At 65.1% G+C, this 16,685-nt stretch carries 15 protein-coding genes; 8 read left to right on the forward strand and 7 right to left on the reverse strand.

What is annotated here, in order from left to right:
- Positions 1-13 precede the first annotated feature (13 nt).
- On the forward strand, positions 14-2,026 hold the full coding sequence (locus EG850_RS13580; RefSeq protein WP_235829304.1) for a thiamine pyrophosphate-binding protein: 2,013 nt from the start codon (positions 14-16) through the stop codon (positions 2,024-2,026).
- Between the two features lie 15 nt (positions 2,027-2,041).
- Positions 2,042-2,944 carry a polyphosphate kinase 2 family protein gene (locus tag EG850_RS10830; protein WP_124973350.1) on the forward strand — a complete coding sequence of 301 codons (903 nt, stop codon included), beginning with the start codon at positions 2,042-2,044 and terminating at the stop codon, positions 2,942-2,944.
- Between the two features lie 146 nt (positions 2,945-3,090).
- Here EG850_RS10830 and EG850_RS10835 read toward each other — a convergent pair whose 3' ends face one another.
- Positions 3,091-4,362: an isochorismate synthase gene (locus tag EG850_RS10835; protein ID WP_124973352.1), complete on the reverse strand. Its 1,272-nt coding sequence runs from the start codon at positions 4,360-4,362 to the stop codon at positions 3,091-3,093.
- Between the two features lie 41 nt (positions 4,363-4,403).
- Here EG850_RS10835 and EG850_RS10840 point away from each other — a divergent pair, with 41 nt between their 5' ends.
- The 3 genes from EG850_RS10840 to EG850_RS10850 all read left to right on the forward strand — a co-directional run bounded on the left by EG850_RS10840 (position 4,404) and on the right by EG850_RS10850 (position 7,704).
- Positions 4,404-5,111 carry a class I SAM-dependent methyltransferase gene (locus EG850_RS10840; RefSeq protein WP_124973354.1) on the forward strand — a complete coding sequence of 236 codons (708 nt, stop codon included), beginning with the start codon at positions 4,404-4,406 and terminating at the stop codon, positions 5,109-5,111.
- A gap of 34 nt (positions 5,112-5,145) precedes the next feature.
- On the forward strand, positions 5,146-6,267 hold the full coding sequence (locus EG850_RS10845; RefSeq protein ID WP_124973356.1) for a polyprenyl synthetase family protein: 1,122 nt from the start codon (positions 5,146-5,148) through the stop codon (positions 6,265-6,267).
- A 75-nt stretch (positions 6,268-6,342) separates the two neighbouring features.
- Entirely contained in the window at positions 6,343-7,704 is a 1,362-nt protein-coding gene (locus tag EG850_RS10850; RefSeq protein ID WP_124973358.1) for an FAD-dependent oxidoreductase, read from the forward strand.
- Positions 7,705-7,804: 100 nt separating this feature from the next.
- On the opposite strand, the gene EG850_RS10855 is transcribed toward EG850_RS10850, so the two are convergent.
- Both EG850_RS10855 and EG850_RS10860 read right to left on the reverse strand, forming a co-directional pair.
- Positions 7,805-9,298, reverse strand: coding sequence for a phospholipase D-like domain-containing protein (locus EG850_RS10855; RefSeq protein ID WP_124973360.1), 1,494 nt, complete (start codon positions 9,296-9,298; stop codon positions 7,805-7,807).
- A gap of 24 nt (positions 9,299-9,322) precedes the next feature.
- Entirely contained in the window at positions 9,323-9,811 is a 489-nt protein-coding gene (locus tag EG850_RS10860; RefSeq protein WP_124973362.1) for a YajQ family cyclic di-GMP-binding protein, read from the reverse strand.
- A gap of 36 nt (positions 9,812-9,847) precedes the next feature.
- Here EG850_RS10860 and zupT point away from each other — a divergent pair, with 36 nt between their 5' ends.
- A complete protein-coding gene (zupT, locus tag EG850_RS10865) occupies positions 9,848-10,636 on the forward strand; it encodes a zinc transporter ZupT (RefSeq protein WP_124973364.1) in 789 nt (262 codons plus the stop codon).
- Here the strand turns inward: zupT and EG850_RS10870 are convergent.
- Positions 10,605-11,921, reverse strand: coding sequence for a DUF418 domain-containing protein (locus EG850_RS10870; protein WP_124973366.1), 1,317 nt, complete (start codon positions 11,919-11,921; stop codon positions 10,605-10,607). The genes zupT and EG850_RS10870 overlap by 32 nt on opposite strands.
- Positions 11,922-12,143: 222 nt before the next feature.
- Between EG850_RS10870 and EG850_RS13790 the strand changes: the two genes are divergently transcribed.
- Entirely contained in the window at positions 12,144-12,512 is a 369-nt protein-coding gene (locus tag EG850_RS13790; RefSeq protein ID WP_456237276.1) for an IS1/IS1595 family N-terminal zinc-binding domain-containing protein, read from the forward strand.
- 80 nt (positions 12,513-12,592) lie between these two features.
- Here EG850_RS13790 and EG850_RS10875 read toward each other — a convergent pair whose 3' ends face one another.
- Positions 12,593-13,807, reverse strand: coding sequence for an RNA polymerase sigma factor (locus EG850_RS10875; RefSeq protein WP_124973368.1), 1,215 nt, complete (start codon positions 13,805-13,807; stop codon positions 12,593-12,595).
- Between the two features lie 230 nt (positions 13,808-14,037).
- On the opposite strand from EG850_RS10875, the gene EG850_RS10880 reads away from it, so the two are divergent.
- Complete coding sequence (locus EG850_RS10880; protein WP_214609553.1) at positions 14,038-14,451, forward strand: YciI family protein; 414 nt, start codon at positions 14,038-14,040, stop codon at positions 14,449-14,451.
- Between the two features lie 76 nt (positions 14,452-14,527).
- Here the strand turns inward: EG850_RS10880 and istB are convergent, their stop codons facing one another.
- Positions 14,528-15,322 carry an IS21-like element helper ATPase IstB gene (gene istB / locus EG850_RS10885; RefSeq protein ID WP_124973370.1) on the reverse strand — a complete coding sequence of 265 codons (795 nt, stop codon included), beginning with the start codon at positions 15,320-15,322 and terminating at the stop codon, positions 14,528-14,530.
- Positions 15,319-16,578, reverse strand: coding sequence for an IS21 family transposase (istA, locus tag EG850_RS10890; protein ID WP_124973372.1), 1,260 nt, complete (start codon positions 16,576-16,578; stop codon positions 15,319-15,321). The genes istB and istA overlap by 4 nt, the downstream gene beginning before the upstream one ends.
- Positions 16,579-16,685: the final 107 nt, after the last annotated feature.

Consider the following 16,685-nt stretch of genomic DNA (forward strand, 5'->3'; position numbering starts at 1 on the left):
CGTCAACGCCGGGATGCGCGACCTCGTCGTCTGCCCGGGCTCGCGTTCGCAATCACTCGCGCTCGTTGCCGCTGAGCTAGAACGCGCGGGGGCGGTGCGGTTACACGTGCGCGTGGATGAACGTTCCGCTGCATTCTTTGCGCTCGGTCTCGCTCGTGAGTCGGGCCGTCCGGTCGCCGTGGTGACGACTTCAGGCACGGCGGTGGCGAACCTGCATCCGGCGCTCCTCGAGGCGCACCACGCCGGGGTGCCGCTCATTGCGCTCACCGCCGATCGGCCGGATGAACTGCAAGACACCGGTGCGAACCAGACGACTCGGCAGAGTGACATTTTTGGCTCGCTCATCCCAACCCGCACGCTCGAGGCGCCCGACGGCGAAACCGACCTCGCGCCCTGGCGTGAAATTGGCACCCGCATCGCGGAGTCGGCCGGGCCCTTCCATCTCAACTTGCGCTTCCGCGAGCCGCTCTCGGGCGAGGTGCCCGACCTTTCGGCGCGGGTACCGCATCCCTTTGGCGAGACCGGCGCTGGCAACGTCAGCGACTCGGATGTGACAGGTGATGAGGCGCATTGGCCAGGCGATTCGGGTGATCGCAAGATGCCGCTCAAGCGCCCCCAGGGGTTGCCTGCGGATCTGGCCGCTGCGATCGAAGCCGATCTCGCCGCCCACGCGAAACCGAAGGCGGCGACCGACGCGACCGCACCGGGCGAACCCGAGATCAACCTCTCGTTCGGCAAGCGCCTGAGCGAAAACGGCATCTTCCGCTCGAGGATGCCGCTGGAGCTTGATCCGGCCGACGAACAGCGCACCGTGGTCATCGCCGGAGACGGAGCAGGACCGATCGCTGAGCGAATTGCCCGACAGGGCGGCTGGCCGCTGTTCGCCGAGGTGTCGAGCGGCTCGCGCTTCGGCCGCAACCTCGTGGTCGCTTATCGTGAGCTCCTCGGCGACGACAGCCCTATTCCTGGCCTGCGCGATTCGATTGAACTCGCGATCGTCGTCGGCCACCCGACGCTGAGCCGCGAGATTCCCGCCCTCCTGCGCCGTGAGGGCCTGCGCGTCATCGTTGTCGATGACCCGGTCGCGCCCGTCTACAAGCCGCGGCCGCAGCAGTTCGTGCCGATCAACCCGTTCGCACCGCCCATGGGAAACGATCCCGCGCGCGCCAAAGACTGGCAACCGGGTCCCAATGACACGGTGCTCATGCGGGCCATCGATGGTGAAAAGCATGTAAACGAACTGCGGCTCACTGCGTTTGGTGCCACCCAGCTCATGCCGCGCGTCGAGGCGACGATCCTGCGCGAAGAAGCCGATGAATGGTTGCAGGGCTGGCTCGCTGCCTCCCGCGAAATTGAGTTCGCGGGGGCCTCCGATCCAGCGGCCCCCGATGTCGCCGCCTCCCGCAGCGCCGATCTTCGCGAGCGCGCCCGCTTCGGCCGCGAAGAACTCGCGATCTCGCGCGAGCAGGTGACCCGCAGCATCCTGGTCGATGCCGTGTGGCGCGCGACTTGGCCGCACGACCGACTCGTCGTCGCCGCATCCCGGCTCATTCGCGATCTCGATCGACGGGCGGGCGGCAAGCGCATCACTGTGCACGCAAATCGCGGACTCGCGGGTATCGATGGCACCATTGCCACCGCTCTTGGCATCGCGACTGCGAGCCAATTCGGTGAGGATGCGAAGGCAGCCACGGGCACGACGCGTCTGCTCATCGGCGACCTCGCGTTCGTGCACGATGCCTCGTCGCTCCTTGTGGGGCAGGGCGGCGAGCGGGCGCCAAGGATGCAGATCATCATCGGCAACGACGGCGGCGGCACAATCTTTGACGCGCTCGAGGTGGCAGGTACCGCCGCGCCCGAAGCGTTTGATCGGGTGCAATACACGCCCGTGCAGGCTGATTTTGAGGCGATCGCGCGCGCCTATGGCTGGGAGTATCGCCTCGCGAACACGCGAGCTTCGCTCGAGGCGGCGCTCACCGATGGGGCCGCGGCTCGGGTAATTATCGAGGTTCAGCTGGAGCGCTAGGACTACGCTCTGGTCATGGCGAAGAACGGCAAGTCTGGTAAATCCAGCAAGAAGGGCAAGAAGGCGCAGCCGAACCCGGTTGATCTCGCTGAGGCGCGTCGCCTCGAAGTCACCGCGGGGTTCAAGCTCGCCGAAGTCGATCCCGATTCGACTCCGGGGCTCAGCGACCGCTCGGTTGGTGAAGAGCTTTTCGTGGCTCGCGATGCCGAACTCGCGGAGTTGCAGGAGCGGATGTACGCGCAGGCGCGTGCTGATGTGCCGAATGCCCCGAGTGTGCTGGTGATCTTGCAGGGCATGGATGCCTCTGGCAAGGGCGGCATCGTGCGTCACGTCTTCGGGTCGGTCGATCCGCAGGGTCTGCAGATTGCCTCGTTCAAGCGGCCGACCGAGGAGGAACTCGCGCACGACTTCCTTTGGCGCATCCGCAAGCAGGTGCCGAAGCCCGGTTTCATCGGTATTTTTGACCGCTCGCACTACGAGGATGTGCTCGTGCAGCGCGTGCGCGGTATGGCACCGCCCGAGGAGATTGAGCGCCGCTACGACGCGATCATCGACTTCGAGCGGGAACTGGTGGAGTCGGGCACGCGCGTGGTGAAGATCATGCTGCACGTGGGCCGCGATGAGCAGGCGAAGCGGCTGCTTGAGCGCATTGATCGGCCCGATAAGCACTGGAAGTACAACGAGGGCGATATCGACGAGCGCGAGCTCTGGGACGAGTACGCCGAGGCGTACCAAATCGCGCTCGAGCGCACCTCGACGCCCGAGGCGCCGTGGTGGTGCATCCCCGCGAACAAGAAGTGGTACGCGAGGCTCATCGTCAAGGCAATCTTGCTCGAGACCTTGCGCGGCATGGACCTGGAGTGGCCCGAAGCGTCGTTCGACCCCGAGGTCGAGCGCGCCCGGCTCGCGGCAAGCTAGGCGCGGCGCGGCGCCGGCCTGGCCGCGCTAATCCGCGCGCTCCCGACGCATCCATTTCGCTAGTACGCGCGCTCCCGACTAATACGCCCGCTACAGCGCGCGTATTAGCCGGGAGCGCGCGTATTAGGAGTGGAGCGAGACCGCTACTACCCGCGCAGGGCGTCGGCGATGGGGGCGAGCTTCGGGCCGGTCTCGGCCCACTCGTCGTCCGCATCCGAGGATGCGACGATGCCGCCACCGGCAAACGCCGTGACCGCACCATCGGCGTCGATCTCGGCACCGCGCAGCGCGATGACCCACTCGCCATCGCCCGCCGACGACACCCAGCCCGCGGGTCCGGCATAGCGGCGCCGATCAAACGGCTCAAGCTCGTCAATCGCCGCGATCGCGATACCGCGCGGGGTGCCGCCGACGGCCGCGGTCGGGTGTAGTGCCTCGACAAGATCAAGGATGCTCGCCCCACTCGGCAGCGTGCCGCGAATATCCGAGGCGAGATGCCACACATTCGGAAGCGCGAGCAAGAACGGCTCGGGGGATGCAGTGAGTCCCGATTGCAGATCATCGTGCGAGTCGAGCGCGCCGAGCGAGCGCAGGGCCGACTCCACCGCATAGCGGTGCTCGACCTGGTTCTTTGGCGACGCAGCGAGTGCCGCGCGCGCGGCCGCATCAGCCGCATCCGTCGCACCACGCGGCAGCGTGCCGGCGAGCACGCGCGCGGCCACCTCGCGACCGAGCACGCGCACGAGCATCTCGGGACTCGCGCCGACAAGACCGTCGACGGCGTACGTCCAAGTTTCGGGATAGATCGCAGCGAGACGGCGCACGAGGTGGCGGCGGTCGGTGCGGGCAGGTAGCTGACCTACCGCATCCCGGGCAATGACCACCTTCTCGAACTCGCCGGCGGCAATGCGCGCCAACGACTCGTCCACGGCCGTGCGGTGGCGCTCGCGGGTCATCACGCCTTCACCAAGCTCAATGGATGCATCGGCACCGACCGCAGCAACCTCGGGCAGGTGCACATCAAGATCGGCGCGACCCACCTCATCCAGCAGGCAAATCTGCGTCACAAACGCCACGCCGCCGCGGCGGCCGACCACAAACTCCGGCACCGAGAGCACACTCGCGGCACCAGACGCCGCAGAAAAGGTGAACGCACCAAAGGCGACCAGCCCCGAGCCCGGCACCTGCGCATCATCGGTAATCTCGGCAGCTGCAACGAGTTCGCGCCACACCGCCCGAGCATCCGCAATGCGTGAGGGCCCCGAGAACGACGCACGCCACACGCATCCGCGCCCCACGACCCCGTCGCCGCGACGCAGCATGACCGTCGGCGAAAGCGGGTCGGTGAAGCGCAGAAGTTCGCCCGGATCGTCGATTCGACGCGTGCGAACGCGCAGGTGGGGAAGCTTGGCAGTCATCCTCGCCAGCGTAGTCCCGCTGGCCACGTAGGATGATGCGGATGAGTAAAGCCGATCTCGACAAGCGCCCCGCCGACGTCTCGGCGATGTTCGACCGCGTCTCCCGCCAGTACGACATCACCAACGACGTGCTTTCGATGGGCGTCGCGCCCTATTGGCGCACGCGCACGCGCCGCGCGATTGACCCGAAGCCCACCGAGCGCATCCTCGACGTTGCCGCTGGCACCGGCACGGTTTCGCGCATCCTCGCCGATGAGGGCGCCGTGGTTACCGCGCTCGACTTCTCGGCCGGCATGATCGCTGAGGGGATTCGCTGCCACGGCGACCACCCGCGCATCGAGTTCGTGCAGGGCGACGCGACCGACCTGCCCTTCGACGACAACACCTTCGACGCGACGACCGTGAGCTTTGGCCTGCGCAATGTGCAGGAGCCGCGCAAGGCGCTCGCTGAGATGTTCCGCGTTACCCGCCCTGGCGGCCGCATCGTCATTTGCGAGTTCTCGACGCCGCCGAACGCCGTGATGAACGCGGGCTACAACGCGTACATGTCGACCGCCATGCCGGCGATTGTGAAGCTCGTGTCGAGCGACCCCGAGGCGTACGACTACCTCTTCGACTCGATCAAGGCGTGGCCGGACCAGCGCACGCTCGCCGGTTGGCTGCGCGACGCCGGCTACACCGACGTCGCCTATCGCAATCTCACCTACGGCATCTCGGCGCTGCACCGCGGCACGAAGCCGCTCGCCTAACCAACACTCCCGACCGCAACAAGGAGCCCGCACCTTGACCGCCCAGCCCACCGCCGCCCGCCGTCCCTCCCACGGCATCGTTGGCGCCGGATTCGCGAAGCAGCTCTTCGGTAAGCCCCCAGAGCGGCGACTCAAGGCCGAGCTTGATGCCGGTCTCGAGCGGGTCGAGCAGGTGCTGCGCGACGAAGTGCGCTACGCCGACGAGGTCGCCCAGGTCACCACGACTTACCTGCTTGACGCTGGCGGCAAGCGCTTGCGCCCCATGCTCGTGCTCCTCACCGCGCAGCTCGGTGACACCACTTCATCGACGCAGCTCGATCGAGCGGCCGCCGCGGTCGAAATCACGCACCTCGCCTCGCTCTATCACGACGACGTCATGGATGAGGCAACGCTGCGTCGGGGCGTCACCGCCGCGCACCTGCGCTGGTCGAACTCGACGGCGATTTTGGCGGGCGACCTGCTCTTTGCCCGCGCCTCGCAGATTTTCTCGGCGCTCGGCCCGCGTGCGATTCACCTGCAGGCCGAGGTGTTTGAGCGCCTCGTGCTCGGCCAGATGCACGAGACCATCGGCCCCGCCGGCGGTGAGAACCGCCTCGACCACTACCTGCAGGTGCTCGCCGATAAGACCGGATCGCTCATCAGCGCCGCCGCCATCTACGGCGTCATGCTCTCGGGCGCGCCGAGCGAGTATGAGGATGCGATGCGCGAGTTCGGTGAGGGCGTCGGCGTTGCCTTCCAGATCGTCGACGATGTCATCGACCTCTCAGTGCAGTCGGAGAAGACCGGCAAGCTCCCCGGCACTGATCTGCGCGCCGGTGTCGAGACCATGCCGGTGCTGCTGCTCGAACAGCGCGCCGAGGCCGGGGATACGGCGGCTGCCGACCTGCTCGAACGCATCCGCACGCGCGTGGCCGGGACGACACCCGGGAGCGCTGATCAGTCACTCGCGCGCCCGGATGCCGTGGGTTCAACTGACGAGGCCGAGATCGCTGGCATTGTGGCCGAGTTGCGTGAGCACGAGGTCACCCGCGAAACCATTGCTGCCGCCCAGGCCCAGGTGCGCCGCGCCACCGACGCGCTCGAGGTGCTCCCGGCTGGGGTGGTGCGCGAGGCGCTGCGCGAATTCGCTGAGCGCCTCGTCGACCGTGATTTTTAGCGCTGGGCGCTGCGCCCACGCATCCTGATTTCTCGCGGCGGGGAACCGCCGCCCGACCCCGCACGGAGGAAACCCATGACGAAGCTTCGAGTCGCCGTAGTCGGCGCCGGACCCGCAGGTATTTACGCATCCGACATTCTGTTGAACGCGACCGAGGGCACCCACGATGTGTCGATCGATCTCTTCGACCGCCTGCCCGCGCCCTACGGCCTCGTGCGCTACGGCGTCGCGCCCGACCACCCGCGCATCAAGGGCGTCGTGAACGCACTGCGCGATGTGCTCGACACCGGCCGCATCCGCGTGTTCGGCAATGTGAACTTCGGCACCGACATCACGCTCGACGACCTCAAGGCCCGCTACCACGCGGTGATCTTCTCGACCGGTGCCTTCTACGATGCGCCGCTGCGCATCCCCGGTATCGACGCCGAGGGCTCGTACGGTGCGGCCGATTTCGTGAACTGGTACGACGGCCACCCGGATGTGCCGCGCACCTGGCCGCTCGATGCTTCGTCGGTTGCGGTGATCGGCAACGGTAACGTCGCGCTCGATGTGGCGCGGATGCTCGCAAAGCACACTGATGACCTCATGCCGACTGAGATTCCGGCGAACGTTGAGGCGGGGCTGCGCGACTCGGCCGTGACTGATGTGCACGTGTTTGGCCGCCGCGGACCCCTGCAAGTGAAGTTCACGCCGCTCGAACTGCGCGAACTCGGCGAGGTGCCCGATGTTGACGTGGTGGTCGCGGAAGAAGACTTCGATCGCGACCCCGAGGCTGACGCCGAGGCGATGAAGAACAAGCAGATCCTCGTGATCAACCGCATCTTCGGTAAGTGGCGCGGCGAGCAGGAGGAACAGACGGCCTCGCGTCGCCTGCACTTGCACTTCTGGGCGCGACCGGTTGAGGTGCTCACCGGCGACGACGGCCGCGTTGCGGCGCTGCGCATCGAGCGCACGCAGCCCGATGGTTCGGGTGGCGTGACCGGCACGGGCGAGTTCCGCGACATTGAGGTCGGCCAGGTGTACCGCGCGGTGGGCTACTTCGGTTCGCCCCTCGATGAGGTGCCGTTCGACGCGGATCGCGGCGTGATTCCGAACGATGGCGGTGCGGTGGTGGATGCTGATGGCAACCACGTGCCGGGCCTGTTTGCGACCGGCTGGATCAAGCGCGGGCCGATTGGTCTCATTGGTCACACGAAGTCGGATGCGAAAGAGACGATCGAGCACCTGCTTGCTGAGCAGGAGAACTGGTGGACGCCGGAGATCGACGACCACGACTCGGTGGTGGCGCTGTTGCGTGAGCGCGGCGTGCGGTTCACCGACCTCGAGGGATGGCGTCGGCTCGACGCGCACGAGCGTGCGCTTGGCGAGGCTGTGGGGCGCGAGCGCATCAAGGTCGTCGACCGCGACGAGATGCTGCGGGTGTCGCTCGGGGAGTAGCGCGCTGTCGAGGTGGTCTCGATTCGTCGCTGCGCTCCTACTCGACCAGCCAAACTCCCTGGTTGGTCGAGTAGCGAAGCGTATCGAGACCCCGCAACACCTACTGCACGACGCTCGTGAGCCGACAGAAGCTATCGATCGCGACCTTCCACCACGGTCGCGCAAGCCACTCATCAAGCGTGAGCTCCCGCGACTTTGACCGGTAGCGGCGCTCGACCACGTTCATCCGCTCGGCAAACTCGGGCCCATACACGATGAGCATGGTCTCGGCATTGAGCGTGAACGAGCGCATATCCATATTGCTCGAGCCGACAAGCGTCACCTCGTTGTCGACGGTGATGTGCTTCGCGTGCAGGATGTACGGCCGCTGGTAGAGCCAGATGCGCACGCCCGCGCGCAACAACACCTCGTAGTACGACTGCTGGGCGCGCTGGGTGAAGAATTGATCGCCGAGCTCGGACACGTGCAGGTCGATCTTCACACCGCGCTGGGCGGCGGTGGTCATTGCATAGAGCATTGAGTCGTCGGGGGCGAAGTAGGGCGAGGCGATCACGACGCGCTCGCTCGCCTCGTAGAGCAACTGCACAAAGAGCCGCAGATTGTTTTCGTGCTCGTAGCCGGGGCCAGACGGCACGAGTTGGCAGTCGAAGCTACGGTCGTGGGCGGCGGCTTCCTCGAGCGCGAGTGCAAACTCGGTGCTCGTCGGATCCACCCCGTCCTCGACGATTTCGCCGGTCTCGACGTACCAATCTGACCGGAACACCGCATCCATGCCGATTGCCATCGGCCCCTCAAGGCGCACCATGAGGTCTTTCCAGAGCAGTCGCTCGCCGTCACGATTGGGCATGCGGTGATAGCCACGCTCGATGAGGTTCTGTGACCCCATCCAGCCGACCTTGCCGTCAACGACGAGCAGCTTGCGATGATTGCGCAGGTCGACCCGCTGCCAGCCGCCGTGCCACGGCACGATTGAGTAGAGCGAGTGCCACTCGCAGCCGCTGGCGACCAGGCGCCGCTTCATCTTGTTGTAGCCGCGGTAGCGAATCGAGCCGACCTGGTCGAAGAGCACCCGCACCGTCACTCCGCGTGCCACCGCACGGTCGATCGCGTCGAAGACAGGGGTGGTGACCTCATCCTCGGCAAAGGCGTAGAAGAGCAGGTGCGCGTAGTGCTCGGCGCGATCGATCTCATCGGCCATTGCGAGCACGATGCTGTTGTAGTTCGTACGAATGCGGATGCGGTTGCCCGGCAGCGGCGGAATGGCCGTGAGTGCGCGGGCTAGCCGCGAGACCGGGGCGAATCGCTCGGGGATCGGCGAGAGGCCCGACTCATTCTCGAACTCTTCGGTGGTGCGGGCGAGGATCGCATCGAATTGCGCCTGCTTGCGGCGGCGTCGCCGGGGGAGCCGGTTCGAACCGAACAGGAAGAACAGCCCGAGTCCGATATACGGCAGCGTGCCGATGGCAAGCAACCATGCGACGGCCGTGGTCGGCCGCCGATTGTGGCCGATGGCGAACGCCGTGATCACCACGATGATGCCGTGCACGATGCCGGCACCGGTCAACCACCAGGCGGCGTCAGGAATCAGCAGCATCGCGCGATGCGATCGTTGCCGCAGCTAGCGGAAGTTGACGAACTGCAGGTCGAGATCGATATCAGCGCCGCGAAGCAGCTGCATCGTCGCCTGCAGGTCATCGCGACTCTTCGACGTGACTCGCAGTTCGTCGCCCTGAATCTGCGACTTCACCGACTTCGGACCCTCATCGCGGATGAGCTTCGAGAGCTTCTTTGCGTTCGCCTGGTCGATGCCCTCCTTGAGTGAGGCCTCGAGGCGCACCTCCTTGCCCGATTGGTAGGGCTCGCCGGTGTCGAGCGACTTGAGCGAGATGCCGCGCTTGATGAGCTTCGACTGCACGACATCGAGGACTGCAAGCACGCGGTCTTCGCTCGCTGCCTTCATCATCAGCTTCTCGCCACTGAGATCAACGGATGCACCAGCATCCTTGAAGTCGTAGCGCTGCGAAATTTCTTTGGTCGCCTGGTTGATCGCGTTCGCGACCTCCATGTGATCGACCTTGCTTACGACATCAAACGAGGAATCAGCCATGGGGGTATCGTACGGGAGACGGCATGAGGGGAATTGATGGACAACTTTTGGTTCGCTCTGCTGCTCACACTCGGGGCCGGGCTTTCGACGCTCGTTGGTGGGTTGATTGGCGTTCTTGGGAGCCATCGCTCGACGAAGCTCATGTCGATCGGCCTCGGTTTTTCGGCCGGCGTGATGATCTACGTCTCGCTCTTCGAGATTCTGCCGAAGGGGCGCGATTCGCTCGTCGACGAGTTCGGCGAGGTGCCGGGCAATTGGTGGATGCTGCTCGCATTCTTCGGCGGTGTCGGTGCGATCGCGCTGATCGACTGGATTGTGCCGTCGGCGGTGAACCCGCACGAGCCGGGCACCGTCGATGATTCATCGCGGCGCCACGCGCTCATGCGCACCGGCATGATGACGGCGCTTGCCCTCGGGATCCACAACTTCCCCGAGGGCTTCGCGACGTTCATTGCGGCGCTACAAGAACCACAGGTGGCCGTTGCGGTCGCGGTGGCGATCGCGATTCACAATGTGCCCGAGGGGCTGGCCGTCGCGGTACCGATTTACCACGCGACCGGCTCCCGTCGCCGCGGCTTCTGGTGGGCGGCAGTGTCGGGGCTTGCGGAGCCGGCCGGGGCACTCATCGGCTTCTTGCTTTTGCAGCCGTTCCTTTCTGAGGGGCTGTTTGGTTTCGTGTTTGCCGCGATCGCTGGCGTGATGGTCTTCATCTCGCTGGATGAATTGCTGCCGACCGCGCGCGAGTACGGCGAGCACCATCTCGCGATCTACGGCGTCGTGGCGGGCATGGCCGTTATGGCTGTGTCGCTGGTGTTGTTTTTGTAGCGCCCCACGAGGGAGTGAGTTTCATCGCGCCGCGGTACGAGACGCCCCAGAGCCACTCGAGCGGACCCTGGCGGAAGTATCGCCGCCAGACGGTTGCGAAGACGATGATGATAAGCGCGACGGTGAGGTAGCAGAGCACGATCGCCGCGAAGCCGAGTTCTGCGGGGAGCTTGGCGTCGAGGTTGAGTGCCCAGTCGCTGAACAGGAACATCGATACGACGTTCTGGCCGACATAGGTGCTGAGCGCGAGCCGACCCACATCCTCGAGACGACGGCCCACCCAACCAACTTCGCGGGCGAGGTAGAACTCGGCGACCACCGCGGCAATCGCGGGTGCGACGAGCACGGGCACGACGTAGCGGCCATACATGCCGGGCGGGGTGAGCTCGGGGATGGCGGAACCGAGCATGTCGTAGACGAATGCGACGGCGCCGATGGCCATGAGCACGATCCGCAGGCGACGACCGTGACGCTCGAACAAGCCCGCGCGGAAGAGGAAGCTCCCGAGGAGGAAGAGTGCGATCGACATTGGCAGGATGAAGATGGCCTCTTCGCGTCCGCTCATGAAGCTCGTGACGCGGTGGACGACTTCTTCCCACCAGGTGGGGCCGCTGGCAAACTGCTCTGCCGTGCGGCCGCCGAATTCGGCGAGGCTGCCAGTGTCGGGTAGGCGAGTGGCATCGCCACGGCTACCGATGTCGGCCGTGCCGTAGCTGCCGAGGAAGGGGATCGAGACGCCGAAGAGCGGCAAGGTGACCAGGGCAAGGTGCACGGCGGTGGCGGCGGCGAAGATCCACCGTTGCACGGACTTCGTCGCGAGCAGGATGTACGCGACGATAATGCCGGTGACGGCGTAAGCCATGAGCACGTCAAACATGAAGACGAGCACGTAGTGGAGAAGGCCATCGAGGAAGAGCAGCACTCCGCGCCAGAGGTAGACGGCGGGCCAGCGCTGATTGCGGCGCTCGGCGGCATCGAACTGAATCGTCAGGCCGATGCCAAACATGATGGTGAGCAGCGACAGGAATTTGCCGTTCGTGAGCTGCGAGAGCATCGCCTCGATGGGGTTCTCGCCCGAACCCATTGTGAGGGTGCTCTGTTCGACGGCGGTCATCGCGCCGGTCTGCGCCCACACGAAAATATTGGTGCCGAGCGTGCCGAGGATTGCGATGCCGCGCAATACGTCGAGTGATCGGATGCGGCGACTGGCGTCGACGGATGCTACGGGTGGCGTGGCAATTGCGGGCGCGCCCTCGGTGGGGAGTGGAGTTCTCGTCTCGGTCATCGGAATCCTTGTCAGGTGCGCGAGCTTGGTCCCACGAGGAAAGCGGGGAGCGCGCACGTTATTGAACAAGCTTCTCGGTAGGCAGGCGGTGGCTGAATGGGGACAGCGTCAAGCCGTATTCGGGAAAACCGGGTTATAGGCCAAAAAGAGTGGATGACACCCCCGTTCTCCCGCACCAGCAAGCCATAAAACAGGGATCGTCTTACCCCGGCACCCTTAACTGTGCCGAACCCGTCCAACACGACCCGTTGTCTGCTATGCGATACCCGCCTCGTCAAAAACGGGAAACACCCCTCCGGCACCCAACGCTGGCGCTGCCCCACCTGCGGCACCTCAACCGTGCGCAAACGAGCCGACCTCACCCACCAACACCAACTCGACCAATTCCTTACCTGGCTCCTCGGCAAAGCCACACAACCCGAGATCACTCACACCTACACCGGCCGCACCTTCCGACGACACACCGAATGGTGCTGGCAGATCTCTCCCTCCCTGCCCCGCGTCACCACCCCTGCCCGCCATGTCCTCATCGACGGCACCTGGTGTCAACGCCGCCTGAACTTTCACCCTGTTTTGCCGTTTGAAACTTGACCCCTGTGGTGGGTGTCGTGGGCACCGCGGAGCGTAGGTTGTACGGTCGGTGGGGCGTGAGTCAGGTGGTTATCGGCTGCTTAGGTTGTGCTCCATGCTGCGCGTCGCGTCTCGAGGTGTGTGCGTTCTGCATCATTGCGGCAGAGCGCGATTGCGGCGTCGATGGCGTGGATTGCCTTGGTGGTCTGGCCTGAGCGTGCGAGGAATTCTGCGCGAGTTGCGGGTAGCCGGTGTCCGGAGAGAGATACGCCCTCCAATTCTTCCAGCCCTTTCGTGGGTCCATCTGCTTCCGCGACGGCGACGGCCCGGTTGAGTCGGATGACGGGTGAGTCAGTCAGGGTAAGAAGTTCGTTGTAGTGGCGGACTATTCTGGGCCAGTTCGTGGCGTCGCTGACGGGGGCAATCGCGTGTTCCGCGGCGATCAGCGCTTGCAGTAGGAACGGTGAAGGGGGTGTGTCTCGGAGCCCGTCGAGAATGGCTAGACCTTCGGTGATCTCATCGTGTCGCCACTGTGAGCGGTTTTGCTCGGGAAGGAGCACGAGTGCGCCATCGCGCACGCGCGCGTCCCTGCGGGAGTGTTGAAGCAGCATCAGCGCGAGGAGTGCGTCGAGGTCTGCGCTGGCGGCGGGCAAGAGTGAGCGGATGACCTGGGCGAGTCGGATGGCCTCGCCAGAGATCCGGACTCGCAGGACAGCGTCTCCGGAGGCAGGCGCGTAGCCCGACGTGAATGCGAGGTAGACGATGTCTGTAATGGTGTCAACTTTTGCCGGGAGTTCGGTTGGGGATGGCATGTCGAAGTGCGCGCCGGCCAGTTTGCGGCGGGCGCGGGTCAGGCGTGCAGCCATCGTCGGTACGGGGACAAGGAACAAGCTCGCGAGATCCTGCGTCGATACGCCGAGGACCAGCCGCAACGTTAAGGCTGCTGCGGCTTCGCGAGACAACTGGGGGTGCATGCACAGCATGATCAGTCGAAGACTCTCATCTCGGAGATCATCGCTGGGATGCTCGAGTGCCTGTTGAGATGCTTCCGCGATCTCGGCGTCAACGATCAACAGAGGCATGCGACGAGTGAGGACGTTTTCGGAGCGTAACTGGTCCAGAATCTTCCGCTTGGCGGTTGTGAGCAACCATGCCGCGGGAGACAAGGGCACTCCCTGTTCGGGCCAGGTTCGGACTGCTGCTTCGAACGCTTCTGCGAGACCGTCTTCTGCGAGATCAACCCGACGGAAGCGCGCCACGAGTAGCGCGAGGAGCCGAGCCCACTCGTCGCGAAGCAATTGTTCAATGGCTGTCATATGGGTTCACTTCCTCTCGCTGCGGCCTCGAAGCAGCCAAGGTTGACTCGCTCAGTTCGGGCGATCGTGCGCGCGGTTGGTCGATCGCTTCAGGAACACGTTAGTTGACCCGTGCGCAGCGAACTACCCGAGCGGGACGCGATCGTGGGCGACGAAATCGATCTAAAGATTCGTATCTGGGTGTGTCGATCTGACGGTCTGTCGCGCGTCATCATGGTGACGGGCGACAGATGCGCTCGTTCACCATCACAACGCGAAGGAAGCGACGGATCATGACGACATACATTGTTCTGCTCACCGGGAACGAGTCCGCATGGGCAGAAATGTCCGAACACCAGCAGGCTGAGGTCTTCGAGCGGCATGAGAAGTTCGCCGCTCTCTTGGAGGCGCGCGGGCACCAGATCACCGGCGGTCAGGAACTGACACCATCCGCCGAGACGAAGACCCTGACCAAGTCTGACGATGGCAAGTTCTCGATCACTGACGGCCCGTATGCCGAAAGCGTCGAGCAGCTCGGTGCCTTCTACACCGTAGAAAGTGACGACATCGATGACTTGCTGGAGATCTGCCAGGTGTTGGCGGAACCGGACGGCGCTATCGAAGTACGAGCGGCCGTTGACCACGGCGAAGAGGCAGCAGGCTAGCCCCGTCCGCTGGGTGGCTCCGCGAATCGCACGCTTCGGAGCCACCCAGGCTCAGGTCTTGCTGCCAACGAGGCTTTCAGCTTTTGTCGGCGCGGTCTTTGGCGATGAGGTCTCGTCGGCCATGGGTGCGGTAGGAGTCTCCGGAGAGGGTGAGGACTTCGGAGTGGTGGACGAGGCGGTCGATCATCGCTGCCGCGACGACATCATCACCGAATGTCTCGCCCCAGCGACCGAAGGGCAGGTTGCTGGTGACCATGATCGAGCCTTGCTCGTAACGACTGGCGACGAGTTGGAAGAACAGGTTCGCGGCGTCTTGGTCGAAGGGGATGTAGCCGATCTCGTCGATGATGATGAGTTTGTAGCGGCGGATCTTCTTCAGCTCCGCCTCGAGCTGCCCCTGGTGGTGGGCGGCCGCGAGGCGGGCGATCCAGTTGTTCGCGGTGTCGAAGAGCACGGAGTAGCCGGCTTGGGTGGCTTTGACGCCGAGACCGATCGCGAGGTGGGTCTTCCCGATTCCGGGCGGGCCCAGCAGGATCACGTTCTCCGCTTTCGCGACGAACGTGCTCGTCGCGAGATGCGCGAGGAGGTCCTTGCGCAGCGAGGGCAGGTGGTCGAGGTTGAAGTCCTCCAGGGTCTTGATCGCCGGGAAGTGCGCTGTCCGGATCCGCATCGTCGTGCCGGCGGATTCGCGGTCGGCGAGCTGGCGCTCCAGGACCGCGGCGAGGTATTCCTCGTGGGACCAGTTCTCCTCGCGGGCCATGCCGCCGAGGTCTTCCCAGACCCTCCCGATCGTGGGGGTCTTCAGCGCCCGGGTCAGATAGGCGATCTTGGAAGAGATCTGTTCGGTCGTCTTCGTCGCGGTGGGGGTCATCGTGCTTCTTCCGTTGTGGTGAGGGTGGACGTGGGATCAAAATCGACGCCGAACAGGGCGTCGTAGTCCGAGAGCGCGCGGATCGCGACCGGGTGACCATCCGGATGCCGACGCGTGGATGCGGGCCGGTGGGAGTAGTAGGCGGTGCGTAGCTTCGACGCCGTGGCCTTGTGCTCCGGATCGGTGAACACCTGGTGGTGACCCCAGGAGCGCTCGTGCCGGCCGATCACCGCCCCGCCGCTGGTGATCGTGACCATGGTTCCCGTCGCGACCGCGTCGATGTTCCGGCCGATATGGCGAGGATCAGCGGAGTAATCGTTCCCATCGACGCGGATGTGATAATCCCGGGCAAGACGGACCCGGAACCGCAGCCCGGTCTGCGGAGCCAGCCTCGGCAACGCGAGCATGCCCTGCCGATCCCGGTCGACGAGCTCGACCGGGCGCGCGCCGATCGACCGAACCCGCCGCGTGTTCGCCCGCTCCAGCCAACCGGTCAGCTGCGCATTGAAGTCCGCCGGCGACGCGAACTCCCGGCCGGGCAGAAACGACGTCTCCAGATAGCCGTTCGCGCGTTCGACCATGCCCTTGAACTCCGGATCCCTCGCCGGGGCAAGCTGAATCCGAGTGGCTAGAGTGCCAGCGAACGCGGCCGCCGGAGTGGTCAGCTTCCCCGTCCCGCCGATCGCGGCCTCCCGATCCCAGACCAGTGTCTTCGGGACCCGCCCAATCTGCTCGATCAGCAACCACATCCCCTCGAGGATGTCTCCCGCCTGCCGGGACGGGATCATCGTCGCGAGGATCGTCCTGGAGAACCCGAGCGTCATCACGAGCACCGGCAGGATCCGCTCCTGGCCCGGCGCGACGAACACCCGAGTCTCGGGGAACCAGAGATCACACTGCGCGATCTCGCCCGGCTGATACGAGGTCTTCTGCACCGGGTCGACGCCCTGATACTCCGGCCGCAGCGCCGATACCCGTGCGCGGAAAATCGACGCGGAATGCTGCCAGCCCACCCGCTCCGCGATCACCGTCGCCGGCATCCGCGGGAACTCCGCCAGCAACACCCGAATCCGCGGCTCGAACGCATCCACCAGCGACCCCGCAGGCGGCCGCTGATACTCCGGCGGCCGATCCGACCGCAACGCCGCGCGAACAGTGTTCCGCGAGATCCCGAGCCGCCGAACGATCTCCTTGATCGGCAAACCCTCGCCCGAATACAACCGGCGGATCTCCGCCCAATCTTCCACAACGATCACCCTCCCAAGAGTGCCGAAGGGGTCAAGATTCAGACGGCACCAAAGGGTGATTATTCACTCAGCAGCGACACCTGGATCGGCTCCTGGTGCCTGCTCATCGCCACCGA

The organism is Gulosibacter macacae (assembly GCF_003865375.1).
GTDB lineage: Bacteria > Actinomycetota > Actinomycetes > Actinomycetales > Microbacteriaceae > Gulosibacter > Gulosibacter macacae.

Coding starts and splice junctions, on each gene's coding strand:
- EG850_RS13580 (WP_235829304.1), top strand. CDS start 14: ATGCGCGACCTCGTCGTCTGCCCGGGCTCGCGTTCGCAATCACTCGCG.
- EG850_RS10830 (WP_124973350.1), top strand. CDS start 2,042: ATGGCGAAGAACGGCAAGTCTGGTAAATCCAGCAAGAAGGGCAAGAAG.
- EG850_RS10835 (WP_124973352.1), bottom strand. CDS start 4,362: ATGACTGCCAAGCTTCCCCACCTGCGCGTTCGCACGCGTCGAATCGAC.
- EG850_RS10840 (WP_124973354.1), top strand. CDS start 4,404: ATGAGTAAAGCCGATCTCGACAAGCGCCCCGCCGACGTCTCGGCGATG.
- EG850_RS10850 (WP_124973358.1), top strand. CDS start 6,343: ATGACGAAGCTTCGAGTCGCCGTAGTCGGCGCCGGACCCGCAGGTATT.
- EG850_RS10855 (WP_124973360.1), bottom strand. CDS start 9,298: ATGCTGCTGATTCCTGACGCCGCCTGGTGGTTGACCGGTGCCGGCATC.
- EG850_RS10860 (WP_124973362.1), bottom strand. CDS start 9,811: ATGGCTGATTCCTCGTTTGATGTCGTAAGCAAGGTCGATCACATGGAG.
- zupT (WP_124973364.1), top strand. CDS start 9,848: ATGGACAACTTTTGGTTCGCTCTGCTGCTCACACTCGGGGCCGGGCTT.
- EG850_RS10870 (WP_124973366.1), bottom strand. CDS start 11,921: ATGACCGAGACGAGAACTCCACTCCCCACCGAGGGCGCGCCCGCAATT.
- EG850_RS10875 (WP_124973368.1), bottom strand. CDS start 13,807: ATGACAGCCATTGAACAATTGCTTCGCGACGAGTGGGCTCGGCTCCTC.
- EG850_RS10880 (WP_214609553.1), top strand. CDS start 14,038: ATGCGCTCGTTCACCATCACAACGCGAAGGAAGCGACGGATCATGACG.
- istB (WP_124973370.1), bottom strand. CDS start 15,322: ATGACCCCCACCGCGACGAAGACGACCGAACAGATCTCTTCCAAGATC.